This window comes from Novosphingobium sp. SG707, from assembly GCF_012275515.1.
Taxonomy (GTDB): Bacteria; Pseudomonadota; Alphaproteobacteria; order Sphingomonadales; family Sphingomonadaceae; genus Novosphingobium.
Map to the genome: position 1 here is coordinate 614193 of NZ_JAAZQL010000002.1, position 22898 is coordinate 637090.

24 protein-coding genes and 3 tRNA genes are annotated in these 22898 nt (G+C 63.7%); 15 read left to right on the top strand and 12 right to left on the bottom strand.

The window, feature by feature from the left end:
• The first annotated feature begins 168 nt into the window (after window positions 1-168).
• The 9 genes from ccmC to FHW92_RS07645 all read left to right on the top strand — a co-directional run bounded on the left by ccmC (window position 169) and on the right by FHW92_RS07645 (window position 7975).
• Window positions 169-927: a heme ABC transporter permease CcmC gene (ccmC, locus tag FHW92_RS07605; protein WP_168602636.1), complete on the top strand. Its 759-nt coding sequence runs from the start codon at window positions 169-171 to the stop codon at window positions 925-927.
• Window positions 927-1067 (top strand): hypothetical protein, encoded by a 141-nt coding sequence (locus tag FHW92_RS07610; RefSeq protein WP_168602637.1) that lies wholly within the window; start codon window positions 927-929, stop codon window positions 1065-1067. The genes ccmC and FHW92_RS07610 overlap by 1 nt, the downstream gene beginning before the upstream one ends.
• Entirely contained in the window at window positions 1068-1514 is a 447-nt protein-coding gene (ccmE, locus tag FHW92_RS07615; protein ID WP_168602638.1) for a cytochrome c maturation protein CcmE, read from the top strand.
• A gap of 12 nt (window positions 1515-1526) precedes the next feature.
• Window positions 1527-3521 (top strand): heme lyase CcmF/NrfE family subunit, encoded by a 1995-nt coding sequence (locus FHW92_RS07620; RefSeq protein ID WP_168602639.1) that lies wholly within the window; start codon window positions 1527-1529, stop codon window positions 3519-3521.
• Window positions 3518-4069, top strand: a complete 552-nt coding sequence (locus FHW92_RS07625; protein WP_168602640.1) for a DsbE family thiol:disulfide interchange protein — start codon at window positions 3518-3520, stop codon at window positions 4067-4069. Before FHW92_RS07620 ends, FHW92_RS07625 begins: the two co-directional genes overlap by 4 nt.
• Complete coding sequence (locus FHW92_RS07630; RefSeq protein ID WP_168602641.1) at window positions 4069-4488, top strand: cytochrome c-type biogenesis protein; 420 nt, start codon at window positions 4069-4071, stop codon at window positions 4486-4488. Before FHW92_RS07625 ends, FHW92_RS07630 begins: the two co-directional genes overlap by 1 nt.
• Complete coding sequence (locus tag FHW92_RS07635) at window positions 4485-5192, top strand: tetratricopeptide repeat protein (protein ID WP_210428397.1); 708 nt, start codon at window positions 4485-4487, stop codon at window positions 5190-5192. Before FHW92_RS07630 ends, FHW92_RS07635 begins: the two co-directional genes overlap by 4 nt.
• A 207-nt stretch (window positions 5193-5399) precedes the next feature.
• The gene (locus tag FHW92_RS07640; protein ID WP_168602895.1) at window positions 5400-7220 is read left to right on the top strand and encodes a potassium transporter Kup; all 1821 of its coding nucleotides are present in this window, start codon (window positions 5400-5402) and stop codon (window positions 7218-7220) included.
• A 134-nt stretch (window positions 7221-7354) separates the two neighbouring features.
• Complete coding sequence (locus FHW92_RS07645) at window positions 7355-7975, top strand: superoxide dismutase (protein ID WP_168602642.1); 621 nt, start codon at window positions 7355-7357, stop codon at window positions 7973-7975.
• Window positions 7976-8210: 235 nt separating this feature from the next.
• On the opposite strand, the gene FHW92_RS07650 is transcribed toward FHW92_RS07645, so the two are convergent.
• The 8 genes from FHW92_RS07650 to FHW92_RS07685 all read right to left on the bottom strand — a co-directional run bounded on the left by FHW92_RS07650 (window position 8211) and on the right by FHW92_RS07685 (window position 15797).
• Window positions 8211-8846, bottom strand: a complete 636-nt coding sequence (locus FHW92_RS07650) for an inner membrane-spanning protein YciB (RefSeq protein WP_168602643.1) — start codon at window positions 8844-8846, stop codon at window positions 8211-8213.
• Window positions 8843-9772, bottom strand: a complete 930-nt coding sequence (gene ftsY, locus FHW92_RS07655) for a signal recognition particle-docking protein FtsY (protein ID WP_168602644.1) — start codon at window positions 9770-9772, stop codon at window positions 8843-8845. Before ftsY ends, FHW92_RS07650 begins: the two co-directional genes overlap by 4 nt.
• Window positions 9769-10959: a tRNA (N(6)-L-threonylcarbamoyladenosine(37)-C(2))-methylthiotransferase MtaB gene (mtaB, locus tag FHW92_RS07660; RefSeq protein WP_168602645.1), complete on the bottom strand. Its 1191-nt coding sequence runs from the start codon at window positions 10957-10959 to the stop codon at window positions 9769-9771. The genes ftsY and mtaB overlap by 4 nt, the downstream gene beginning before the upstream one ends.
• Window positions 10956-11768, bottom strand: a complete 813-nt coding sequence (gene dapF / locus FHW92_RS07665; protein ID WP_168602646.1) for a diaminopimelate epimerase — start codon at window positions 11766-11768, stop codon at window positions 10956-10958. Before dapF ends, mtaB begins: the two co-directional genes overlap by 4 nt.
• A 41-nt stretch (window positions 11769-11809) precedes the next feature.
• The gene (locus FHW92_RS07670) at window positions 11810-13507 is read right to left on the bottom strand and encodes an EAL domain-containing protein (RefSeq protein ID WP_168602647.1); all 1698 of its coding nucleotides are present in this window, start codon (window positions 13505-13507) and stop codon (window positions 11810-11812) included.
• 184 nt (window positions 13508-13691) lie between these two features.
• Window positions 13692-13768: transfer RNA gene (locus FHW92_RS07675), tRNA-Pro, on the bottom strand.
• Window positions 13769-13928: 160 nt separating this feature from the next.
• Complete coding sequence (locus tag FHW92_RS07680) at window positions 13929-15461, bottom strand: methyl-accepting chemotaxis protein (RefSeq protein ID WP_168602648.1); 1533 nt, start codon at window positions 15459-15461, stop codon at window positions 13929-13931.
• Between the two features lie 3 nt (window positions 15462-15464).
• The gene (locus tag FHW92_RS07685) at window positions 15465-15797 is read right to left on the bottom strand and encodes a hypothetical protein (protein WP_168602649.1); all 333 of its coding nucleotides are present in this window, start codon (window positions 15795-15797) and stop codon (window positions 15465-15467) included.
• A gap of 135 nt (window positions 15798-15932) precedes the next feature.
• Between FHW92_RS07685 and thyA the strand changes: the two genes are divergently transcribed.
• From thyA to FHW92_RS07705, 4 genes are all read left to right on the top strand, one after another.
• On the top strand, window positions 15933-16886 hold the full coding sequence (gene thyA, locus FHW92_RS07690) for a thymidylate synthase (protein WP_172249224.1): 954 nt from the start codon (window positions 15933-15935) through the stop codon (window positions 16884-16886).
• Window positions 16887-16898: 12 nt separating this feature from the next.
• Entirely contained in the window at window positions 16899-17492 is a 594-nt protein-coding gene (locus FHW92_RS07695) for a YdeI/OmpD-associated family protein (protein WP_168602650.1), read from the top strand.
• A 206-nt stretch (window positions 17493-17698) separates the two neighbouring features.
• Window positions 17699-17775: transfer RNA gene (locus FHW92_RS07700), tRNA-Asp, on the top strand.
• Window positions 17776-17809: 34 nt separating this feature from the next.
• A tRNA-Asp gene (locus tag FHW92_RS07705) sits at window positions 17810-17886 on the top strand.
• 88 nt (window positions 17887-17974) lie between these two features.
• On the opposite strand, the gene FHW92_RS07710 is transcribed toward FHW92_RS07705, so the two are convergent.
• The 4 genes from FHW92_RS07710 to FHW92_RS07725 all read right to left on the bottom strand — a co-directional run bounded on the left by FHW92_RS07710 (window position 17975) and on the right by FHW92_RS07725 (window position 19637).
• Entirely contained in the window at window positions 17975-18190 is a 216-nt protein-coding gene (locus FHW92_RS07710; protein ID WP_168602651.1) for a DUF2842 domain-containing protein, read from the bottom strand.
• Window positions 18190-18762: a 5-formyltetrahydrofolate cyclo-ligase gene (locus FHW92_RS07715; RefSeq protein WP_246869996.1), complete on the bottom strand. Its 573-nt coding sequence runs from the start codon at window positions 18760-18762 to the stop codon at window positions 18190-18192. The genes FHW92_RS07710 and FHW92_RS07715 overlap by 1 nt, the downstream gene beginning before the upstream one ends.
• A 345-nt stretch (window positions 18763-19107) precedes the next feature.
• Window positions 19108-19416 (bottom strand): cell division protein ZapA, encoded by a 309-nt coding sequence (locus tag FHW92_RS07720; protein ID WP_168602652.1) that lies wholly within the window; start codon window positions 19414-19416, stop codon window positions 19108-19110.
• Complete coding sequence (locus FHW92_RS07725) at window positions 19413-19637, bottom strand: hypothetical protein (protein ID WP_168602653.1); 225 nt, start codon at window positions 19635-19637, stop codon at window positions 19413-19415. Before FHW92_RS07725 ends, FHW92_RS07720 begins: the two co-directional genes overlap by 4 nt.
• Window positions 19638-19833: 196 nt before the next feature.
• Between FHW92_RS07725 and tkt the strand changes: the two genes are divergently transcribed.
• Window positions 19834-21807, top strand: a complete 1974-nt coding sequence (gene tkt / locus FHW92_RS07730) for a transketolase (RefSeq protein ID WP_168602654.1) — start codon at window positions 19834-19836, stop codon at window positions 21805-21807.
• Between the two features lie 14 nt (window positions 21808-21821).
• Window positions 21822-22829, top strand: a complete 1008-nt coding sequence (gap, locus tag FHW92_RS07735; RefSeq protein ID WP_168602655.1) for a type I glyceraldehyde-3-phosphate dehydrogenase — start codon at window positions 21822-21824, stop codon at window positions 22827-22829.
• Window positions 22830-22898 lie beyond the last annotated feature (69 nt).

Sequence of the window (22898 nt, forward strand, 5' to 3'; positions counted from 1 at the left end):
GGCCTTTGCGGGCCGCTTTTTTATTGCCCTTTCTGCTTTTTGCCGCCGTTCCTATACGCGTAAAAACCATGGTGCTGGCCCCATGGCCCCCTTGCCGCGCGCGATGCGGCCTGCCAAAGCAAGGGCGCGCGCCGAAAGGGTCGGCGCTTTTGCGGTTATTGATCGGTCATGCACGGTTTTGCCAATCCCGCCCGTTTCCTGCGTATTGCCCGCTGGGCCACGCCGCTGTGCCTGTTGCTGGGCTTTGCGCTGGCTGCGGGGGCCTTGGTGTGGGGCGTGTTCTTTGCCCCCGCCGATGCGCTTCAGGGCGATACGGTGCGAATCGTTTACCTTCATGTGCCCACCGCCTGGCTGGGTATGGGCGGGTGGAGCGCGATTGCGATTGCCAGCTTTACCGAAATCGTCTGGCGCCATCCGCTGGCCGGGATTGCCGCTCGGGCGGTGGCGCTGCCCGGCGCGGTGTTTACCGCGCTGTGCCTGATTACCGGTTCGATCTGGGGCCGTCCGGCATGGGGCACATGGTGGGTGTGGGATGGTCGGCTGACCTCGATGCTGGTGCTGCTGTTCCTTTATTTCGGCTATATGGCGCTCGACGCCGCCGCGCGCGGCAGCCAGCAGGCCAGGCAGGGGCAGAGCCGCATCACCGCCATTTTCGGCCTTGTGGGGGCGGTTAACATCCCGGTGATCCATTATTCGGTCACCTGGTGGAACAGCCTGCATCAGCCGCCCAGTATCACGATGGGCAAGTCGGCCATGGCGGCTGATTTCCTCGTGCCGCTGCTGATCGCCACGGTCGGGTTTTCTCTGATCTTTGGCGGCATCGTGATGGCGCGTATGCGCACCATTCTGGCCGATGAACAGGCAGAGGCGCGTTTGCGCCGCAAAGCCATGCGGGCGCAGGCCCCGGTCGCCGGGGAGGCTTGGTAATGACCGAGACATTTGACCAATGGCAATTCGTGATCGCCGCCTATGCATTAGGGGGCGCGACAACATTGGGTCTGGCGGTCTATAGCTGGCTGGCAATGCGCCGGGCCGAGGCACGCCGCGACAAGGTACGCGAGGGTTAAATGGCGGTTCGGGCCAAACATCAACGTCTGGTTTTGCTGGGCATCGCGCTGGTGGCGCTGATCGGGGCGGGTCTGCTGGCGACATGGGCGCTGCGCAGTCAGGCCAGCTATTTCTATGTGCCCGCCGATATGGCCGCCAATCCGCCGGAAGCGGATCGGGCCGTGCGTCTGGGCGGCATGGTCGAGCGCGGCAGCATGAAGAATGCGCCCGATGGCGTCACGGTCAATTTCATCGTCACCGACGGCAAGGCGCGCATTCCGGTGCGCTTTGCAGGGATCCGTCCCGCCCTGTTCGTCGAGGGCAGCGGCGTTGTGGCCGAGGGCAAGCTGGGGCGCGACGGCACTTTCGTGGCCGACAATCTGCTGGCCAAGCACGATGAGAAATACGTGCCGCGCGAGATGAAAGATATGCAGCAGGCCCGCAAAGCCATCGAAAACACCAAGTGAGGATTTCCCCCCGTGCTTCCTGAAATCGGTTTGGGCCTGTTGTGGCTGGCGGCGGCTTTGGCCGGCCTGCAATTGCTGGCGGGCGGCCTGTCGCTGACGGCCAATGGCAAGGGGATGGCGGGCATCGTGCGCCCGGTGGCCATGGTGCAGGGGGTGCTGGCCGCCGCCGCGCTGGGTATCCTGATCTGGCTGTTTGTGCAGACCGATCTGTCGGTCAAGCTGGTGGCGGAAAACAGCCATTCGGCCAAGCCGTTGATGTTCAAGATCGCGGGCACTTGGGGCAATCACGAGGGCTCGATGCTGCTCTGGGTGACGGTGATGGGGCTGGGCGGGGCGTTTGTCGCCGCGGTTGAGCGCCGCCTGCCCGAACCCACGATGATGGCGACGCTGGCGGGGCAGGCCTTTGTCAGCCTTGGCTTCTATGCCTTCCTGCTGTTTGCCTCCAATCCCTTTGCCCGCCTCTATCCGGCGCCCGAGGATGGCAATGGGCTTAACCCGCTGCTGCAGGATCCCGGCCTCGCGTTTCATCCGCCCACGCTCTATCTGGGCTATGTCGGGCTTTCGATCGCTTTCTCCTTTGCCATTGGCGCGCTGATCACGCGTCAGGTCGGGCCGGATTTTGCCCGTGCGATGCGGCCTTGGGTGCTGGGCGCGTGGATCTTCCTGACCGTGGGCATCACGGCGGGCAGCTATTGGGCCTATTACGTGCTGGGCTGGGGCGGCTGGTGGTTCTGGGACCCGGTCGAGAATGCCTCGCTGATGCCGTGGCTGGCCGCGACCGCTTTGCTGCACAGCGCCTCTGTGCTGGCCGCGCGCAATGCGCTGCGGGCGTGGACGGTGATGCTGGGCGTGGTGGCGTTCTCGATGTCGATGGTCGGCACCTTCCTTGTGCGCTCGGGCATTCTTACCTCGGTTCACGCGTTTGCGGTCGATCCGCGGCGAGGTGGGTTCATTCTGGCGCTGCTGGCGATCTATATCGGCGGGGCCCTGTTGCTCTTCGCCCTGCGCGCCGCCACCGTGACCGAGGGTGAGCGTTTTGCCATCACCAGCCGCGAGGGCGCGCTGGTGTTCAACAATGTCATGCTCTCCTCGATCCTTGGCATCACGCTGATCGGCACGCTCTATCCGCTGTTCACGGAGGCGATGGGGACCAAGGTTTCGGTTGGCCCGCCCTATTTCACGCCGGTTTCGGCGATGTTTGCGGTGCCGATGTTTGTCGTGCTGATCTTTGGGCCGATGCTGCGCTGGCGGCGGGACAAGTTCTCGCGCATCTCGCCGCTGCTGGCGCTGCCTTTGGTGGTGGCGATTGCGGCGGGGGGCTGGGCCTTTGCGGTGGGCGTGCGCCATGTGCTGCCGCTGCTGGGGCTGGCGCTGGGGCCTGCGTTGGTCGTGGCTTCCTTTCTGCCGCTGCGGGGCCGTTCGGTGCTGCGCGCGCCGCTCAGCCTGTGGGGCATGGTGATTGCCCATGCCGGGATCGGCGTGGCCCTGTTCGGCATGGCCTCGGACAGCGCCTTTACGGTCGAAAAGCTCGTCGCCGCCAAGGTGGGTGAAGTCAATCAGGTTGGCCCGTGGAGCATCCGCCTGGCCGAGGTGGCGCCCATTGCCGGGCCGAACTGGACGGCGATGGAAGGCGTTCTGAAGGCGCGCTATGATGGCGGGGCCGAGGTGACGCTGCGCCCACAATCGCGCACTTTCTGGGCGCCGCTGCAGACCAATGCGGTTTCGGCGCTGAAGGGCCGCTGGAATGGTCAGCTTTACACGGTGCTGGGTGATGAAACCCTGTCGGACAAGGGCGAGAGCCGCTGGCAATTGCGCCTCTGGTGGAAGCCCTATGTGCCGCTGATCTGGATCGGCGGCTTGTTGGTGGCGCTTGGCGGCGGTCTGGCTTTGCTCAGCCGCGTGGCGCAGGACCTGAAGCGCCGCATGGCGCGGGCCAAGGGCGGAAACCGCCGCGATGAAGTGGCGGCTTTGGCCCATGGAGATGCGGCCAAGGGAGATGCGGCATGAGTAAGGACAGTCCCGCCAAGGCCCCGCGCTGGGCGCTGTGGTTGCCTTTGGTGCTGTTTGCCGGTTTCGTGGCGCTGGTGGTGGTCGGGCTGGTCAAGCCCAAGAACACCGATATCGCCAGCCAGATGGTGGGCAAGCCTTTGCCCGCCTTCACCCTGCGCGCGGCGGCCGATGAGCGGCCCGGTCTGGCCACGGGTGATTTTCAGACCGGCAAGCCGCAGTTGCTGAACATCTTTGCCAGTTGGTGCATCCCATGCCGCGCCGAGGCGCCGGTGCTGGAGGAATTGCGCCGTCAGGGCGTGACAATCAACGCCATCGCCATCCGCGATCACAAGGCCGATCTGGCGGCGTTCCTGGGGCAATATGGCAATCCCTATGCCCGCATCGGCGCGGATGACGTGTCGGCGGTGCAATTGGCCATCGGGTCGAGCGGCGTGCCGGAAACCTTTGTCATCGATGGCAAGGGCGTGATCCGTTACCAGCATATCGGCGATATCCGCCCCGAGCAGATCCCCGACATCATCCGTCTGCTCAAGGAGGCGCAGTGATGATCCGCGCGTTCTTTGCTGCTTTGGTGCTGATGTTCGCGGCTCCCGCATGGGCCGACGATTCGATGCCGCCAGCGCCCTGGGCCTATCGCCAATTGCCCGACCCGGCGCAGGAGGCCAAGGCCAAGGCGTTGATGGAAACGCTGCGCTGTCTGGTTTGCCAGAGCCAGTCGATTGCCGATTCGGATGCCTCGATCGCGGGCGATATGCGCAGCCAAGTGCGCGAGCGCATCGCGGCGGGCGAGGACCCCGAGGCGATTCGCGCTTGGCTGATCCAGCGCTATGGCGATTATGTCAGCTATGAGCCGCGCGTCAGCGCCGCGACATGGCCGCTGTTTGCCGCGCCTCTGCTGCTGGTGGCGCTCGCGGCGTTTTTGCTCCGCAAAAGATTTACCGGCGGGCAGGAGAATGAGGCATGACCTGGGTGGTGTTGATCGCGCTGGTGGTGCTGGTGCTGGCGGTTTTGCTCATGTTGATGCGTGGGCGGCGTGAGGGCTGGGAGGCGGTGGCCGCCGCGCTGATGGTGGGCCTTGCCGGTTACGCGCTGCAGGGACAGCCGACGATGCCCTCGGCCATGAAGGCGCCGAGCAACCCGGCGGCCGGCAATGGCAAGGCCTTGGTTGAGGAGCGGCAGAAGCTGTCCGGCGTGGACCCGACCAAAAACCGCTGGGTCGTGCCGGGCGATGCGCTGGCGATGCATGGCCAATATGCCGAGGCGGCAACGGTTTTGCGCGGGGCGGTTGAGGCCGATCCGAAGAATGGCGATGCGTGGCTGGCGATTGCCAATGCGCTGGTCAGCCATGCCGAGGGCAATCTCTCCCCGGCCGCGCTCTATGCCTTCCGCCAGGCGCAGAACGCCGATCCCAAGGCGCCCGGGCCATCCTTCTTCCTTGGACTGGCGATGGCGCGGGCGGGGCGTTTTGATGAAACGCGCAGTCTTTGGGCCGATCTGGTGGCCAAGGCGCCTGCCGATGCTCCGTGGCGCGATGATATTGCCATGCGTTTGAAGCGCTTGGACGAATTGATGGCTATGCTGCGCCAGCGCGCGCAGGCCGAGGCCGCCGCCCCGCAAGGCGCGCCGATGGCGCCTCCCATGGCCGCTCCTATGGCCGCACCGCAATAAGCGATCAGGCAGCGCGGCGGGGATGCAAACGGCTGTTGCCGGGGCATTGCCGCGCTGCTAATCGCCGGGCCTTGCCGCTTTTCGCGGCGACTCAGGGGCATAGGCATGATGCAGCCAGTGGCGCAGCCGGGCGAGACCGATAAGGTCGAACACTCTTCCAACCATCACGGATCGCATGGCAGCCTGCCCAAGCTGGCGCTGGGGGCGATGGGCGTGGTGTTTGGCGATATCGGCACCAGCCCGCTTTACGCGATGCGCGACACTTTTGCCGGTCATCACCGCCTGCCTCTCGATCAATTGCATATTTACGGCATCATCAGCCTGATGTTCTGGTCGATGATGGTGATTGTGACGCTGAAATATGTCTCGATCATCATGCGCGCGGACAACCGGGGCGAGGGCGGTTCGCTGGCCCTGCTGGCTTTGGTCAACCAGCATATTTCGGGCAAGCGCTGGTCGGCGGGCATCGTGCTGCTGGGCGTGTTTGCCACCTCGCTGTTTTATGGCGATTCGATGATTACCCCCGCCGTTTCGGTAATGGGCGCGATCGAGGGTCTGGCCGTTTACGAACCGGGGATGCATGGCGCGGTCGTGCCGATGGTGGTGGTGATCCTGATCGGCCTGTTCCTGATCCAGAGCCGGGGCACGGCCAAGGTTGCGGCCTTTTTCGGCCCGGTCATGCTGGTCTATTTCGCGGTGATCGCGGTCTTGGGCGTGATGAGCATTCTGGAGCATCCTGGCGTGATGGCCGCGCTTTCCCCCCATTTTGCCGCCGCGATGTTCGTGGCCGATCCGATGCGCGGGTTTCTGGCGATGGGTTCGGCGGTGCTGGCTGTGACGGGCGCCGAGGCGCTTTATGCCGATATGGGCCATTTTGGGCGCCCGCCGATTCGTTTGTCGTGGCTGGCCATCGTGCTGCCCTCGCTGGTGCTCAATTATCTGGGGCAGGCCTCCTTGCTGGTGCGCGTGGGTGCGCCTGCTCTGGCCAGCCCGTTCTATTTCCTCGCGCCCGAATGGTTCCAATGGCCCTTGCTGGGTCTGGCCAGTCTGGCCGCGATCATTGCGTCGCAGGCGGTTATCACCGGGGCTTTTTCGGTCACGCAGCAGGCGATCCAGCTGGGCTTTATCCCCCGCATGTCGATCAAATACACCAGTGTGAATGCCGGGCAGATCTATATTCCCGTCATCAACTGGGCGCTGATGATCGCGGTGATCCTGCTGGTGTTCGTGTTCAAGGAATCGTCCAACCTGACGGCGGCCTATGGCATCGCGGTGACGGGCGCGATGATGATCGACAATTTCCTGCTGGCGGTGATGCTGTTCGTGGTCTGGAAATGGGCCAAGTGGCTGGCGATCCCCCTGCTGGTAGTCTTTACGTTGCTCGACTTCGGCTATCTCTCGGCCAATCTGACGAAGATCCCGGATGGCGGCTGGGTGCCGCTGGTGATGGGGCTGGCGATTTTCACCCTGCTGACCACATGGTCCAAGGGACGCGCGCTGATGCGGGCCAGCATGGCCGAGGGCACGATCCCCTTCGAGGTCTTTGCCAAGAGCGCCCATTCCAGCGCCCAGCGCGTGGCGGGTACGGCGATTTTCATGTCGTCGACGCGGGGCGGGGTGCCTTCGGCGTTGCTGCATAATATCAAGCACAACAAGGTCTTGCATGAGCGCGTGGTCGTGTTGACCATCGCCATTCAGGACGTGCCGGTGCTGGAGGATGGCGAGCGGATTGAGATGAAGAATTTCGGTCAGGGCTTCTATAAAATGGCGATCAAGTTCGGCTTCCTTGAGGACACCGATGTGCCCTCCGCGCTTAAAGGCGTGACGCTGGACGGCGAACCGATCGACATGATGAAGACCAGCTTCTTCCTCTCGCGCCAGACTTTGATCGCTTCGTCCAAGCCGGGCATGGCGATCTGGCGCGAAAAGCTGTTTGCGTGGATGATGCGCAATGCGGCCTCCGCGATGGAATTCTTCCGCCTGCCCGTCAACCGCGTGGTCGAGCTGGGCAGCCAGGTCGAGATCTAAATAAAGGGGCGGGAAGGGGAAACTTTCCCGTCCTACAGAATTTTTCGTTCTGCACGGTGGCCGATCCGCGCTTTGATGCCCATATCACAGATCAAGCCCCGGGCCGGGGATTCGCGATAACACAGGAGAAAGTCATGGCCTTCACTCTTCCCGAACTGCCCTATGCCAAGGATGCCTTTGGCACCGTCCTCTCGGCCGAAACCTTTGATTATCACCATGGCAAGCACCACAATGCCTATGTCACGCAGGCCAACGACCAGATCAAGGGCACCGATCTGGAAGGCAAGAGCCTGCTCGAAGTGATCGCGGCCGCCAAGGCTGCGGGTAACAAGAAGCTGTTCAACGCTTCGGCCCAGATCTGGAACCACACCTTCTACTGGCTGGGCCTGAGCCCGGAAAAGACCGCTCCCAGCGCTGAACTGCTGGCCAAGATCGATGCCGATCTGGGCGGGCTGGACGCGTTCAAGGCCGCGATCAAGGCGGAAAGCGCCGGCCACTTCGCCAGCGGCTGGGGCTGGCTGGTGCTCGAAGACGGCAAGCTGAAGGTGACGAGCTATCACGATGCCGACACCCCGGTGGCCTATGAAGGCGTCAAGCCGCTCTTCACGCTCGACGTCTGGGAACACGCCTATTACGTCGACTATCGCAATCTGCGTCCCAGCTATCTCGACGCGCTGCTCGACCATGTGAACTGGGCGTTCGTCGAAGCCAACCTCGACGGTGAAGGCGCTTCGCGCGCGGATCAGCAGGGTTAATCACTTCGCTTCGCGATGGATTTTTGCAGGGGGACTTGTCCCCCTGCACCCCCATTACTGATTTTGGAGTGGTCCTGAAGCCTCGCGCTTTGGGACCATTTTCATAAAAAGGCCTGAGGCGCCTTCAACCAGCGCCGCAGGCCTTTTAATTTTCAATGCCGCGTCCGACACCTAACGCCGAACCCTTGGCGCCGCGCAGACATTGGCGGGAGCGCGAGGGACGAGTCCCTCGCATTCAATCCTCTCTGGAATCCTCTTCCGCCCCCAGCCCATGCTTCAACAGCATCGGCATCTGGGCAAAGGTGAAGAGGAAGGACAGCGGCATGAACAGCCAGATCTTCATCGCCAGCCATGTGTCAAAATTGTGATTCGCCTGATTGTAGAAATGGCGCAGCCCCTCGTTCAGCACGGCGAGGAAGAGGAAGAACCAGCCCCAGTTGCGCGACAGCTTCATCCATCCTTCGTCGGACAGGCCCGCAAAGGCATCCTCCAGCAGGATTTTCAGCAGCGCATGGCCGCGCATCAGCCCGATCAGCAAGGCCAGCCCGCTGGCGACATAGATCGCGGTCGGCTTGATCTGCACCCATGTGGCGTCATGCAGCAGCACTGTCAGCCCGCCGAAGAACACGACGAGGCCCGAGGAGAGCCACAGCATCGGCGCGATCCGCCCCAGCCGCCATTTCGATACGATCAGCGCGACCAGCGTGGCGCCGATAAAAACCACGGTGCTCTTGGTGATGGCCACGACATCGCCGATCCCCGCCTCGCTGCCCGCCGGACGCCACGCGCGATAGGCGAGGAAAAAGGCCAGCATCGGCCCATAATCGATAAGGATATTGAGCCAGCCTGACTTCTTCTTCGTCGCGCTCATGCCGCAACCCCGGCGATCACACGGGCTACAAGGTCCGGGTCGAAGGGGCGCAGATCGTCGATGGTTTCGCCCACGCCAATGGCATGGATCGGCAGGCCATATTGCTCGGCCGCCGCCACCAGAACGCCGCCGCGTGCGGTGCCGTCCAGCTTGGTCATCACCAGCCCGGTCACGCCCGCCACCTCGCGGAACACCTCGATCTGGGCCAAGGCGTTCTGGCCGTTGGTGGCATCCAGCACCAGCACCACGTCATGCGGCGCGGCCGGGTTCAACCGGCCCAGAACGCGGCGGATCTTGGCCAGTTCGTCCATCAATTCGCGCTTGTTCTGCAACCGGCCTGCGGTGTCGACGATCAGCGCATCGGTGCCCTTGTCGGTCGCGGCCTTCACCGCGTCGAACACCACGCTGGCCGGATCGCCGCCCTCGGGGCCCTTGACGATGGGCACGCCCAGACGATCCGCCCAGACGCCCAACTGCCCGATGGCCGCCGCGCGGAACGTATCGCCCGCCGCCAGCATCACCGCGTAATCCTGCTCCTGAAACAGATGGGCGAGCTTGGCGATGGTCGTGGTTTTGCCGCTGCCATTGACGCCGATGACCAGCACGACATGCGGGCGCGGAAAGGCGGTCACATCCAGCGGCTTGGCCACCGGGCGCAGGATTGCGGCGATTTCCTGGGCCACGGCCTCGCGGATCGCGGTTTCATCGACGCCATTTTCAAACCGCGTGGCGGCCAGACGCTCGCGGATGCGGGCGGCCGCGCGCGGGCCGAGGTCGGACAGGATCAGCGCATCTTCCAGATCGTCGAGCTGATCCTCGGACAGGCGCGAAGCCCCGCCCAGCAGACCGGCGATATTGCCCGTCAGGCGGTCGGTCGTCTTGGCAAAACCGCCCAGCAAACGGTCGGACCAGCTATCGGCACTCATGCCAGCATTCCTTCAAGCAAAAATGTGGGTGTGATGGTGATGATGGCCCCGCGCCGTGCGCCCGCAGGCGCGCGAATGGAGGCGAAATTTTCCGCATGACCTGTGCCGTCGCGTTCGACCAGAATCGTTTGAGGGCGCCCGATCAGGCTTTCCTGCCATGCCTGCCGCTGGGCCGCCACGGCTGTGCGCAGGGCGGCGGCGCGCTCCTGGACCACCTCGCGCTCCACCTGCGGCATACGCGCGGCGGGCGTGCCGGGGCGGGGGGAATAGGGGAAGATATGGCCATGGACGATGGCAAGTTCGACAATGACCGACAGGTTCGCCTGATGGGCGGCCTCATCCTCGGTGGGGAAACCGGCGATGATGTCGGCCCCGATCGCCATATCGGGGCGCAGAGCCTTCAACCGCGCCACCAGATCGAGCGCGTCGGCGCGGCTGTGGCGGCGCTTCATGCGTTTCAGGATCAGATCATCGCCATGTTGCAGCGAGAGGTGCAGATGAGGCATCAGCCGCGCTTCCCCGGCCAGCAGGTCGAAGAGTTCCGGGTCGATCTCCACCCCATCGACCGAGGACAGGCGCAGGCGCGCCAGTTCGGGAACCTCGCGCAGGATGGCGGAAACCAGCGCGCCCAGACGCAGTCCGAAATCCTGTCCCCAAGAGGTGAGGTCCACCCCCGTCAGCACCACTTCGCCAACCCCCCCCGCGACATGTTCGCGCACCTCGGCAATTACATCGGTCGCCAGGCGCGAACGCGAAGGCCCGCGCCCTTGCGGGATCACGCAGAAGGTGCAGGCGTGATCGCAGCCGTTCTGCACCGCGACAAAGGCCCGCGTATGGCCCGCCGAGCGCGCCGCCACCGGGGCCAGATCGGGCACATTCCACGCCCGCGCATCCAGCTTGGCCGCATTGGCGATCAAACCGTCCACCTCGGGCATGGCGGCAATCGCCTCACGCTCGATTTCGGCGGCGCAGCCCGTCACCATCAGGCGCGCGTCTGGGCGATGACGGCGCGCGCGGCGGATGGCCTGCCGCGTCTGGCGCAGCGCCTCGGCCGTCACGGCGCAGGAATTGATGACCACCAGATCGGTTTCACCCGCCAGCATCGCCTGCATCCGCTCGCTTTCGGCCAGATTCATCCGGCAGCCCAAGGAGACGACTTCAACGCGCGAGACGACCTCAACGCTCATGCAGGGAAATCGGAAAGCTCGAAGCTGCCGCGAAAGGCTTCGGTGGCAGGGCCGGTCATGATGATGCGGCCATCGGCATTCCACTCGATGATCAGGCGGCCGCCCGGCAGCGTGACCTCGACCCGGCGGTCCACAAGGCCCCGGCGCATCGCACCCACCGCCGTTGCGCAGGCCCCCGTGCCGCAGGCCAGCGTAATGCCCGAGCCGCGCTCCCATACGCGCAGGCGGATGGCGCTGCGCGAGACGATGGTGGCGACATTGACGTTGATGCGCTCGGGAAACAGCGGATCATGCTCGATGATCGGGCCGATGCGGGCCAGATCGACGGCATCGGTGTCGGGGGTAAAGAAGATCACATGCGGATTGCCGACATTGACCGCCGTGGGGTCCTGCAAATCTTCCCAGCCCACCGGCATGGTCAGCGTATCCATGGCAAAGCCCAGCGGAATCGCATCCCAGTCAAAGCGCGGCACGCCCATGTCGACGCTGATCCCCGCCTCGCTAGGCTCAGTGGTCAGGATGCCGCCCTGTGTTTCGATCCGGGCGAGGCGGCCATGCAGCAGGCCCACGGCGCGACTGGCATTGCCGCAGGCGCCGCTTTCGCTGCCGTCGGCGTTGAAAAACCGCATGCGGAAATCGGCCACATCCGACCCGTCCAGCACGACCAGCTGGTCGCAGCCGATGCCGGTGTGGCGGTTGGCCAGCGCGGCGGCCAGCGTGGTGGTGATTTCGGGCAGGGCTTCGCTGCGCCCATCAAGGACGACGAAATCATTGCCCAGCCCGTGCATCTTGACAAAACCTATGCGCATGGGCCGCGCTCTATGCCTGTTGGCGTCTCAGGTCCACCCTTTTAGGCGGTGCGGCGCCACTCTTGCGGCATGACAGGATCGGCACTTTCGCTTTCGGGGGCGTCCGGGCGGCTGCCGGCTAGCGAAACGTCATGGGCGTGGGGTGCCAGCAGGTCACGTTCCGCCAGAAATTCGCGCGTGGCCTGGGCGGGCTGGGGCTTGCCGTAGAGATAGCCCTGACCCTTGAAGCTGCCCAGGGATTGCAGGCTTTCGAGCAATTCGGCCGATTCGACCCCTTCGGCCGTGACCGGCAGGCCAAGGCCCTTGCCCAGCAGCGCGATGGTTTCCACAATCGTGCGGCTGTCGGAATCCTCCTGCATGGCCAATACGAAACTGCGGTCGATCTTGATCCGATCAAAGGGCAGTTTGCGCAGTTGCGCAAAGGAGGAATAGCCGGTGCCGAAATCATCGAGGCTGATCGTGATGCCCTGATTGCGCAGCGAGGTGACGAGCGCCTGCACCACGGCGATGTTCTGGTGCAGACTGGTCTCGGTGATTTCCACCTCCAGACGCTGGGGCGGGAATTGCGCCTCGACCAGCAGCTTGAGCAGTTTTTGCGCAAACCACGGATCGCGCAATTGCAGCGGCGAGATATTGACCGAGAGCGTGAGGCGCGGGTCCCATTCGCGCGCATCGCGCAGGGCCTGACGGATCAGCGATTCGGACATGTCGGCAATGACGCCGATTTCCTCGGCAATCGGGATGAACACATCCGGCCCGATCAGGCCAAAAGTGGGCGAATGCCAGCGCGCCAGCATTTCAAAGCCCAAGACCTCGCCGGTGGCCAGATCGACCTGTTGTTCATAATAGGGCACGAATTCGCCCGCCGGAATCGCCTCGCGGATCGCCAGTTCCAGTTCGCAGCGATAGCGCAATTCGGTTTCCAGCGATTCCTCGAACCACAGCGGGGCAGGGCGCGTCTGCTTCTTGGCATGGAACAGCGCAACCTCGGCCAGATGGAGCAGGCCATTGGCGTCGATCGGCCCATTGCCCAGCCGGTTCTGGCGGTCGCCGCTGGCCAGCCCCACGCTGGCGCTCAGCCGGTGATTTTCCAGCTTGCGGTCCATCGCGGCCAGCATGGCGTCGGCAATATGGTCCACGCGCTCGGGATGACCGGGCGCAAAGGGAATGACGCAGGCAAATTCATCGCCGCCCAGACGCGCCAGCAAGGCCTCGGGCGGCAAAAGCGCCTCGATCCGCCGCGCCGTGTCGGTCAGCAGCAGGTCGCCGCCGGCAGTGCCGATCTTGTCATTGATGACCTTGAAGTCGTTGATGTCGAGCATCACCAGCGCCGCCGTCTCGCCCCGCTCACGCAAGGAGGCCAGCAGTTGATTGGCGCGCGGGGCAAAGGAATGGCGATTGAGGCAGCCGGTCAGCGGATCGGACTGCTCCATCTGGCGGGCCAGATCCTCGGCCTGACGGCGGGCCATGACCTCGCCGTGCAGATCCTGATAACGGCGCCAGCCAAAGATGACGAGCGCGATGTTCAGCAAAAGCGCGTTGGTCAAAAGCTGATCCGGGCCAAGCCCGATGCCGCTGGCCCGCGCCCAGACCTGCGAGAGCGCCTTGCCGCCGATGGCCGCGACCATGCATGTCGCCGTCACCGCAATGGCCAGCGCGAGCATGTCATTGCGCGCGGACCGGGCGGGCCGAGCGTCTGGTTGTGAACTGGCCCGCTGGATCTTGGCAATGACGGACATGGATATGGCTTGCCCCTGAAGCGCGAAATTGGATGAAAGTTAGGATCAGGTTGTGAAATTTGCGTTAATAATTGTCGCGGTGGGCCTAGGTGGGCGGTGCGGTGGCCGGGGCAAATATCTTGCACGCAAAGAAAAAGGCGGCCCGAAGGCCGCCTTATCCTGTATCTCTCCAAAAGAGAGAAAATGGTCGGGGAAAGAGGATTCGAACCTCCGGCCCCTGCCTCCCGAAGACAGTGCTCTACCAGGCTGAGCTATTCCCCGACCGGTGCGGCTCTCTAAGAGCGCCGCTGGGCAGGAGCGCGCCTATATAGGGGGGTATTCACCTTGGCAAGCGGCAAGTGGCAAGTTTTTTCAAAAACCGATGCATTTTTTCAAAAAACCGCAGAAATCCCGGCTTTTCAAAGTTTTCCACAGGCGACCGTTACGCCGCCAGCCCCATGCGGCCTCCGGATTGCCCTTCCGAACTCTCCCCGCTGAACCGGCCCACGGCGTTGATCAGCACGTTGGTTTCGCCCGAGAGCGCCTGCAGCGCCGCGTTGCTTTCCTCGACCATGGCGGCGTTCTGCTGGGTCGACTGGTCAAGGATGCGGAACGTGTCGCCCACGGCCGAAAGATCCTCGGCATTGCTGTAGGCCGCATCGGCAATCGCGCCCACCGCCTGGGCGATCTGGCCGATCTGGCCGATGATGCCCTGCAGCGCCTCGCCGGTCTGCAGCACCTGCGCCACGCCTTCGGAAACCTGATGGGTGGATGTGTCGATCAATTGCTTGATGCCGTTGGCCGCATCCGCGCTGCGCTGGGCCAGAGCGCGCACTTCATTGGCGACCACGGCAAAGCCCTTGCCCGCATCGCCCGCACGCGCGGCCTCGACCCCGGCGTTCAGGGCCAGCAGATTGGTCTGAAACGCGATGCCGTCGATCAGGGTGATGATCTGGCGAATCTCCTGCGCGGATTTTTCGACCAGTTCCATCGTCGCCATGGCGCGGCTGACGACATGCTGGCCGTCATTGGCGCTTTGCTGGGCATGATCCAGCGCGGCATTGACCGAGGCGGCGTTATGCGCGGTGTTGCGCGCGGCCTCGACAAGGCGCTGCATGGTCGAACCTGCCTGTTCGACGCGGGCGGCTTGCTGCTCGGTGCGCATGGCCAGATCGTTGCTGGCGGTGCGCATTTCGGCCGATCCTGCCTGAATGACGCTCGATGCGCGCGAGACCTGGCTGACCAGCGCGGCCAGATCGCCCACCGAACGGTTGAAGTCCTCGCGCAATTCCTCGAACTGCGGCGGGAAACGGCGGTTGAGCCGGTGGCCCAGATCGCCGCGTGCCAGCGCCTGCATCGCGGTGCCGATTTCCTCGACCACCTCGCGCCGCTCGGCTTCGGCGCTTTCGCGCTCGCGCTCGGCGGCAAGGGTGACGCGTTCCTTTTCCTCCTGCGCGGCCTCCTGCTGGATCATCACCTGCGACAATTTATGCACAAGCGCGATCAGCACCCCGGTTTCCACCAGCAGGATCACCGCATGGAGCACCACGCGAAAGAGATCGCCCGTCGCGCCAAACACCAGCGAAGGCGCGATATAGCTGAGCAGCAGATGGTGGAGCGCGGTGACCACCGTGGCAGCGACAATCGGGCGCCAGTCGACCAGCATGGGCAGCATGGCGATCAGCGCAAAGAAGGTCATGTGCAGATCGACCTGCCATGTGGCGTCGCTCCATTGATAGAGCAGCACCGCGCTGAACAGGGGCAGCGTGGCGCCGATCGCGATGCGCGCCACGCCGTCATCCTTGCCCGCCATCATCAGCAGCGTCGGCACCGCAACCAGCGCCAGCGCCAGCAGCACCGGGGCAAAGCCCGAACCGGCGATCATGCTGCCGATCAGCACCAGAATAGTGATGAGCCAGCATACGCCGACAAGGGCCTTCATCCCCAGATGACGCAGATTGACGATTTCCTTCATGGTCTATCCTTGGTGATTTGCAGATTGCGGGGTTGGAGGAGACTGGCAAAGCGAAGATGGAACGGCGAAAACCAGCGCTCCGGCCTTCAGCGCGGAAAAAGGCGTATAGGGGCGGCGCCCGATCAGGATCAGGCTGCCCTGTGCTATGCCCCGTCCGGTCAGGGGCAGGCCCTGTTGCCTGGCCCAAAGGGCGGCCCCTGCGCTGTGTCCCGGCAGGGGCAGCACCAGCATCGCCATCCCGGAGCGCGGCCACAGCGCGATCAGCGGCATCAGCACGATCGCCAGCGCCAATTGGACAATGGCCAGTTGCCGATAGGGAAGGATGACGGATTTCAACGCGGGCAACCCATGAGAATGATATTCGCCCGTTTTACTACGGTAGACTTTGGCATTTCGCGTGCACGAGTTCCGCAAATACCCATAGGAGATGCGGGGCGATTGCCGGTGGCTTTCGGCGCGGGGCGGCGTTAGATGAGGGGGATGCAGACCGACAGTTCCAGCTCTCGCCGCCATTGGGAATGGCAATATCTCGATCTGATGCGCCAGATCTGGGAAACGGGCGATGAGCGGCGTGACCGTACCGGGGTCGGCACGCGATCGCTGTTTGGCGCGACGATTCGCTGCGATCTGTCCGATGGGCGCATGCCGCTGGTCACCACCAAGCGGGTGTTCTGGAAAACCGCCACGCGCGAATTCCTGTGGTTCCTGACCGGCGACACCAATATCCGGGCGCTCTGCGCGCAGGGGGTCGAGATCTGGACCGACTGGCCGCTGGCGCATTATCGGCGCGAGACGGGGGACCAGATCACGCGCGAGGATTTTTCCGCGCGGATCGTGGCGGATGCGGAATTTGCCGCGCGCTGGGGCGATCTGGGCCCGGTTTATGGCAAGCAATGGGTGAACTGGCCTACGTATGAGCCTGCGGGCAATGGATTGTATCGGCTGGGGCAAGGGGTCAATCAGGTGGCTGATCTGGTCCATGCGCTGAAAACCAATCCGGGCAGCCGCCGCCATATCGTCGAAGGCTGGAATGTGGCCGAGGTGGACGCGATGGCGCTGCCGCCTTGCCACAAGACTTATCAGTTCCATGTGGCCGATGGGCGCCTGTCGGGCATCCTTTATCAGCGCAGCGCGGATCTGGCGCTGGGCGTGCCGTTCAACCTGTGGGGCGCGGCGCTGTTCGTCCGCCTGCTGGCGGCGCAGACCGGGCTGGAGCCGGGCGAACTGGTGTGGATGGGGGGCGATGTGCATCTCTATCTCAACCATGGCGATCTGGTCGAGGAACAGTTGAAGCGCGTGCCCTCGGGCGAGCCGAGGCTGGCGATTTCGCCGCGGGCGCAGAGCATCTTTGATTACCGGATCGAGGATTTCTCGGTGCTGGATTACGCGCCCCAAGGGAAATTGGGAGCGCCAGTGGCCGTTTAAAAGGGAGAGCAAATGGATCAGAGAATCGATGCCTATATCGCGGCCGCGCCCGATTTCGCGCGGCCGATCCTGATCCATCTGCGCCGCGCGGTGCATGAGGCCGTGCCGGGGCTGGGCGAGACGATCAAATGGTCGATGCCCCATTTCACGCTCAATGGTAGGAATCTGGCCGGGATGGCGGCGTTCAAGGCCCATTGCGCCTTTGTGATCCATGGCGCGGGGCGTCAGGGGGGCGAGGAGGGCCACCGTGATGATGGGCTGGGCGCCTATGGCAAGATCGCCAGCATGGACGACCTGCCCGATCCTGATACGTTTCGGATGCGGCTGATGGAGGCCGCGCAGGGCCTGTCGGGGGCGAAGAAGGCCGCCCGCGCGCCCAAGGCGCCCAAGGCGGAGATTGCCGTTCCTGATGATCTGACAGAGGCTCTGGCGGAGAATGTGGCGGCGAGGGCGGTGTTCGAGGGTTTCGCGCCCTCGCATCGGCGCGATTATCTGGAATGGATTGTCGAGGCCAAAGCGCCCGCCACCCGCGCCCGCCGTATCGCTCAGGCGGTGGAATGGATGGGGGAAGGGAAAAGGCGCAATTGGAAATATGAAAAGTGCTGATTTTGCGGCATTAGTCTGTGGATAAATCGCATTATCACGCGCCCGAAACAGATTCGTGGCAGGGATTAAAGGGCGTTCACCGCGTGAAAACCCTGAAAAACCGGGGCTTGGGCAAAAGCATGTTCAAGCCTGTTGACAGGTCGCCCCTCCCAACGTAGAGGCCGCGTCACCCAAGGGGCGCTGCCCCGAAGGAAACATCGAAGTGAGCGGGTGTAGCTCAGTTGGTTAGAGTGCCGGCCTGTCACGCCGGAGGTCGCGGGTTCGAGCCCCGTCACTCGCGCCACTTCATGGTTCCTTGCGAGGCCCAAGCATATTGCGCGGGTGTAGCTCAGTTGGTTAGAGTGCCGGCCTGTCACGCCGGAGGTCGCGGGTTCGAGCCCCGTCACTCGCGCCACCTTGGGTCCATTTCCGAAAGGAAAACAAAAAGGCCCGGTCCATCGCGGATCGGGCCTTTTTTGCGTCTGGATTAAACGCCGGGGGATTTAGCCCCAGCGCCCGGTCTCCATCCAAATCAGGAATCGCCGCAAGGGCAGCAGCCAGACCACGCCCAGCACGACATAGATCGGCATTTGCCCCAGCGCGGGCCAAGGCGCGATCCACGGCGCGATATAGCGCGCCACCAACGCCGCATAGACCGCCAGTCCGACCAGCAGCAGCAACAGGCCCGCCGGAATCCGCCACGTAGGCTCTTTGCGCATCAGATATCTCCGTAAAGGCGGGTGGGGGTGATCACCGCGCGCAGGGGCATATCATGGGGCTCTGTGGGCAGGCTGTCCACCTTCTGGCAATCCCATGCCAGCCCCAGCGCCATCACCCCCGGATTCGCGCCCAGCCAGCGGTCATAATGCCCGCCGCCTTGCCCCAGCCGCAGGCCATCCTCAGTAAAACCCACCAGCGGCAGGAAGGCGACATCGGGAAACAGTTCCTCGGCATCGGCAGAGGGCTGGAGCGCGCCATAGGGGCCGGTTTCCAGCCCTTCGTCGTCAAAGGGATCGTTCCATGCGCGAAACTGCATCGGCGCGCCCACGGCGGCAAACCACGGCAGGGCGATTCGCCGACCGTTTTCGGCAAACCATTTGGCATAGGATCGCGTGGGGGCCTCGCCCGGGACGGCGTGATAAAGGCCCACAACTGATCCTTCGCCCGCCAGCGCCGCCACCGCGCCGGGCGGGCGCAGAAACAGCAATGCGGACATAGAGGCGGGCAGGGCATTCACATGTTCGCGGCGCAGGCGGCGCAAACGGGCGCGCAGGGATTTCTTGTCGGTCAAGTCAGCCTCTCAAACGGCGTCAGCCCTCTCCCCCTGCCATGCTACCCTACGGGTTATCATCTGGGTGGCAGGGCAGGGGGAGAGGGCTGGCGCCGCAAGCGTTGGCCGGAGGGCCAACGCGCAACATATAAAGGGTGACGGGACCACCATGGGCCGTTGCCGGGAAATCCTCTGACGCCTCGACGTCAGGTGGGGACCATGTACCAGAGGCCAGAGCCAGTGGCAGGGACAGCCCCCTAGGATTGCTTATAGCCTCAGGGATTTTCATGCGGCTCGCACCGGGCAGTACCCGTCACGCACACATGTAGGCGCGATGGGGCAATTTCTCAAGGGCCAGAACGAAGGTCAGATAAGATCTTCAACCGAGGCGGCCAGTTGTTCAAGTCTTGCGGCAAGAGTCTCCAGCCGCTCGGCCGTTGCGGGATCGCAGCGCGGGGCGCCCTGATCGACCTGCTGGCGCAACTCATGCAGTTCGTCGGCCAGCAGGAGCGAGGCAAAGAGCATCGAGCGCACTTCGCTCTGATTCGTCGTGCCGGGCAGGGCATCCATCTTTTCCTCGATGATGCGGCCCAGCATCCGGACATGCTCTTCCTCGCCCGGGGAGCAGGCGACCGCATAATCGCGCCCGCCGATCATCAGATCGACCCGGCTCATGATTGCTGCGCCCTTGCGATCAGCACATCGAGGGTGGTGAGCGCCTCGCCCACCTTTTCGCGCAGGATTTCGTGGCGCACCTCAAGCTGGGCGGTCCGACCGGCCGCATCGAGGCGAGCCTGTCGGGCGCGCTGTGCTGCATGGGCGATCCGGTCCATCGCGGCCTCGATCCGGTCGAGGGCGCTGTTCATCGGGGCGGGTTCTTGTTCGCTGCTGACCATCAGGGGCAGAGGCGTAGCGCAATAATTTTGCCCTTGCAAAGGCCGCAGCGGCCCAAATGACAACGGTTGCGGCGATTTCGATGCCATTTTGGCTCTGCGCAGAGGTTGACGCAGCGCCCCACGGTCCGCAATGGAGGCGGCGCGAATCGCACGCCTGTGTGCCTGTGCATACCTATTCGGAGCTTTCGGAAGCATCATGAGCATTACCGCCCCCCGCCTGCAAAACATGGCCAACGCCATCCGTGTGCTCTCGATGGATGCGGTTCAGGCCGCCAATTCGGGCCACCCCGGCATGCCGATGGGCATGGCCGATGTTGCCACGGTGCTGTTTTCGAAATTCCTGAAGTTCGATCCGGCCCAGCCGCGCTGGCCCGACCGCGATCGCTTCATCCTCTCGGCGGGCCACGGCTCGATGCTGATCTACAGCCTGCTGCACCTGACCGGCTATGAGCAGCCCACGATCGAGGACATCAAGAATTTCCGCCAGCTGCACTCGGTTTGCGCCGGTCACCCGGAGAATTTTGAGCTGCCGGGCGTGGAATGCACCACAGGGCCCCTGGGTCAGGGTCTTGCCATGTCGGTGGGCTTTGCCATTGCCGAGCGTCACCTGAATGCCCAGTTCGGTGACGATCTGGTTGACCACAAGACTTTCGTGATCGCTGGCGACGGCTGCATCATGGAAGGCATCAACCACGAGGCCATCGGCCTTGCCGGGCACCTCAAGCTGGGCCGTCTGGTCGTGCTGTGGGATGACAATCGCATCACCATCGACGGCGACACCGACCTGTCGACCAGCGAAGACGTGGCCGCGCGCTATACGGCGACCGGCTGGCATGTGGTGTCCTGCGACGGGCATGATTTCGCCGATATCGAACGCGCGATTGCCGAAGCGGTGGCCGATCCGCGCCCCTCGCTCGTCGCCTGCCGCACGATCATCGGCAAGGGCGCGCCCAACAAGCAGGGCGGCCATTCGGTTCACGGCTCGCCGCTGGGCGATGCCGAAGTGGCGGCCGCGCGCGGTGAGCTGGGCTGGAGCCTGCCGCCCTTCGAACTGCCCGCCGACATTCTGGGCGACTGGCGCAATGTGGGCGCTCTGGGCAAGACGGCGGCGGTTGACTGGGCCGCGCGCGTGGCGGCCAGCGACAAGGGCGCCGAACTGCTGCGCCGCATGAACGGTGAGCTGCCGGATCAGACCGAGGTGCAGGCCACGTTCGACGCATGGCTCGAAGGCAACCAGAAGGTCGCCACCCGCAAGGCCAGCCAGCTGGCCTTGGAAGTGCTGACCGCGCATGTGCCCGAAATGGTGGGCGGCTCGGCCGACCTTACCGGTTCGAACCTGACCGATACCAAGTCGACCAAGCCCTTTGGTCCGCAGGACTATTCGGGCCGCTATGTCTATTACGGCATCCGCGAATTCGGCATGGCTGCGGCCATGAACGGCATGGCGCTGCATGGGGGGATCATCCCCTATGGCGGCACTTTCCTTGTGTTTTCGGATTATTGCCGCAATGCCATTCGTATGTCGGCTATTCAGCGGGCCAAGGTGGTCTATGTGCTGACGCACGATTCGATTGGCCTTGGCGAGGATGGTCCGACCCATCAGCCGATCGAACATGTGATGTCGATGCGCATGATCCCGAATCTGGAAGTGTTCCGCCCCGCCGACGTGATTGAAACCGCCGAGGCATGGCAATTGGCGATCGCCAATGAAGGCCGCCCCAGCGTGCTGGCTCTGACCCGTCAGAACCTGCCGCAACTGCGCCACTCGGGTCCGAACCTGACGGCGAAGGGGGCCTATCGTCTTGCCGCCGCCACGGTGCAGCGCAAGGTGGTGATCGTGGCGACCGGTTCGGAAGTAGAGATCGCGATGGCGACTCGCGCCGCGCTTGAAGCGCAGGGTGTGGGCGCCGATGTGGTCTCGATGCCGTCGATGAGCCGTTTCCTTGAACAGGATGCGGCCTATAAGGCTGAAGTTCTGCCCGCCGACGTGCTGAAGGTCAGCATCGAGGCAGGTACGACCTTTGGCTGGGAACGTATTACGGGCCTTGACGGTCTGCGCTTTGGTATCGACACCTTTGGCGCGTCGGCTCCGGCCCCGGCTCTTTATGACTATTTCGGTCTTACGGCTGAAAAGATTGCGCCGCAAATTCTTGCGGCACTCCAGAACTAACGAGGAGGATACTCATGGCTGTGAAGGTTGCCATCAACGGTTTCGGTCGCATTGGGCGCAATGTGGCCCGCGCCATTCTGGAGCGCCCCGATTGCGGGCTCGAACTGGTTTCGATCAACGATCTGGCCGATGCCAAGGCCAATGCCCGTCTGTTCAAGCATGACAGCGTCCACGGCACTTTCTCGGGCACCGTCGAAGTGGACGGCAACGACCTGATCCTGAACGGCAAGCGCGTTCAGGTGACCGCCGAGAAGGACCCCGCCAACCTGCCGCATGCCGCCAATGGCATCGACATCGCGCTGGAATGCACCGGCTTCTTCGTCGACCGTGATTCGGCCGGCAAGCACCTGACCGCCGGCGCCAAGCGCGTGCTGATTTCGGCGCCCGCCAAGAAGGTCGACAAGACCGTCGTGTTCGGCGTGAACCATGAAACGCTGACTGCCGACGATCTGATCGTCTCGAACGCTTCGTGCACCACCAACTGCCTGGCGCCCTTTGCCAAGGTTCTGCATGAATCGATCGGTATTGAGCGTGGCCTGATGACCACGATCCACTCGTACACCAACGACCAGAAGATCCTGGACCAGATCCACAAGGATCCGCGTCGCGCCCGCGCCGCTGCCCTCAACATGATCCCGACCTCGACCGGCGCTGCCGTGGCCGTGGGCGAAGTGCTGCCCGAACTTAAGGGCAAGCTGGACGGTTCGTCGATCCGCGTGCCGACCCCGAACGTGTCGGTCGTCGACCTGACGTTCCAGCCCAAGCGTGACACGACCATCGAGGAAGTGAACGCTCTGCTCAAGGCTGCCGCCGAAGGTCCGCTCAAGGGCGTGCTGGGCTATACCGAAGAGCCGCTGGTTTCGATCGACTTCAACCACGATCCGCACAGCTCGACCATCGACGCGCTGGAAACGGCTGTCATCGACGGCAAGCTGGTGCGCGTGCTGAGCTGGTACGACAACGAGTGGGGCTTCTCGAACCGCATGCTGGACACGGCAGGCGCGATGGCCAAGTTCCTCTGATGGAACACCGGGGCGGGAAGGGAAACCTTTCCGCCCTTTGTCTCTCAGGCATATGTTTACGATCGGACG

Bases quoted from the DNA above. Each gene is read 5' to 3' on its own strand.
- ccmC (WP_168602636.1), top strand. From the start codon at position 169: ATGCACGGTTTTGCCAATCCCGCCCGTTTCCTGCGTATTGCCCGCTGG.
- FHW92_RS07610 (WP_168602637.1), top strand. From the start codon at position 927: ATGACCGAGACATTTGACCAATGGCAATTCGTGATCGCCGCCTATGCA.
- ccmE (WP_168602638.1), top strand. From the start codon at position 1,068: ATGGCGGTTCGGGCCAAACATCAACGTCTGGTTTTGCTGGGCATCGCG.
- FHW92_RS07625 (WP_168602640.1), top strand. From the start codon at position 3,518: ATGAGTAAGGACAGTCCCGCCAAGGCCCCGCGCTGGGCGCTGTGGTTG.
- FHW92_RS07630 (WP_168602641.1), top strand. From the start codon at position 4,069: ATGATCCGCGCGTTCTTTGCTGCTTTGGTGCTGATGTTCGCGGCTCCC.
- FHW92_RS07635 (WP_210428397.1), top strand. From the start codon at position 4,485: ATGACCTGGGTGGTGTTGATCGCGCTGGTGGTGCTGGTGCTGGCGGTT.
- FHW92_RS07640 (WP_168602895.1), top strand. From the start codon at position 5,400: ATGGGCGTGGTGTTTGGCGATATCGGCACCAGCCCGCTTTACGCGATG.
- FHW92_RS07645 (WP_168602642.1), top strand. From the start codon at position 7,355: ATGGCCTTCACTCTTCCCGAACTGCCCTATGCCAAGGATGCCTTTGGC.
- FHW92_RS07650 (WP_168602643.1), bottom strand. From the start codon at position 8,846: ATGAGCGCGACGAAGAAGAAGTCAGGCTGGCTCAATATCCTTATCGAT.
- ftsY (WP_168602644.1), bottom strand. From the start codon at position 9,772: ATGAGTGCCGATAGCTGGTCCGACCGTTTGCTGGGCGGTTTTGCCAAG.
- mtaB (WP_168602645.1), bottom strand. From the start codon at position 10,959: ATGAGCGTTGAGGTCGTCTCGCGCGTTGAAGTCGTCTCCTTGGGCTGC.
- dapF (WP_168602646.1), bottom strand. From the start codon at position 11,768: ATGCGCATAGGTTTTGTCAAGATGCACGGGCTGGGCAATGATTTCGTC.
- FHW92_RS07670 (WP_168602647.1), bottom strand. From the start codon at position 13,507: ATGTCCGTCATTGCCAAGATCCAGCGGGCCAGTTCACAACCAGACGCT.
- FHW92_RS07680 (WP_168602648.1), bottom strand. From the start codon at position 15,461: ATGAAGGAAATCGTCAATCTGCGTCATCTGGGGATGAAGGCCCTTGTC.
- thyA (WP_172249224.1), top strand. From the start codon at position 15,933: ATGAGGGGGATGCAGACCGACAGTTCCAGCTCTCGCCGCCATTGGGAA.
- FHW92_RS07695 (WP_168602650.1), top strand. From the start codon at position 16,899: ATGGATCAGAGAATCGATGCCTATATCGCGGCCGCGCCCGATTTCGCG.
- FHW92_RS07710 (WP_168602651.1), bottom strand. From the start codon at position 18,190: ATGCGCAAAGAGCCTACGTGGCGGATTCCGGCGGGCCTGTTGCTGCTG.
- FHW92_RS07720 (WP_168602652.1), bottom strand. From the start codon at position 19,416: ATGAGCCGGGTCGATCTGATGATCGGCGGGCGCGATTATGCGGTCGCC.
- FHW92_RS07725 (WP_168602653.1), bottom strand. From the start codon at position 19,637: ATGGTCAGCAGCGAACAAGAACCCGCCCCGATGAACAGCGCCCTCGAC.
- tkt (WP_168602654.1), top strand. From the start codon at position 19,834: ATGAGCATTACCGCCCCCCGCCTGCAAAACATGGCCAACGCCATCCGT.
- gap (WP_168602655.1), top strand. From the start codon at position 21,822: ATGGCTGTGAAGGTTGCCATCAACGGTTTCGGTCGCATTGGGCGCAAT.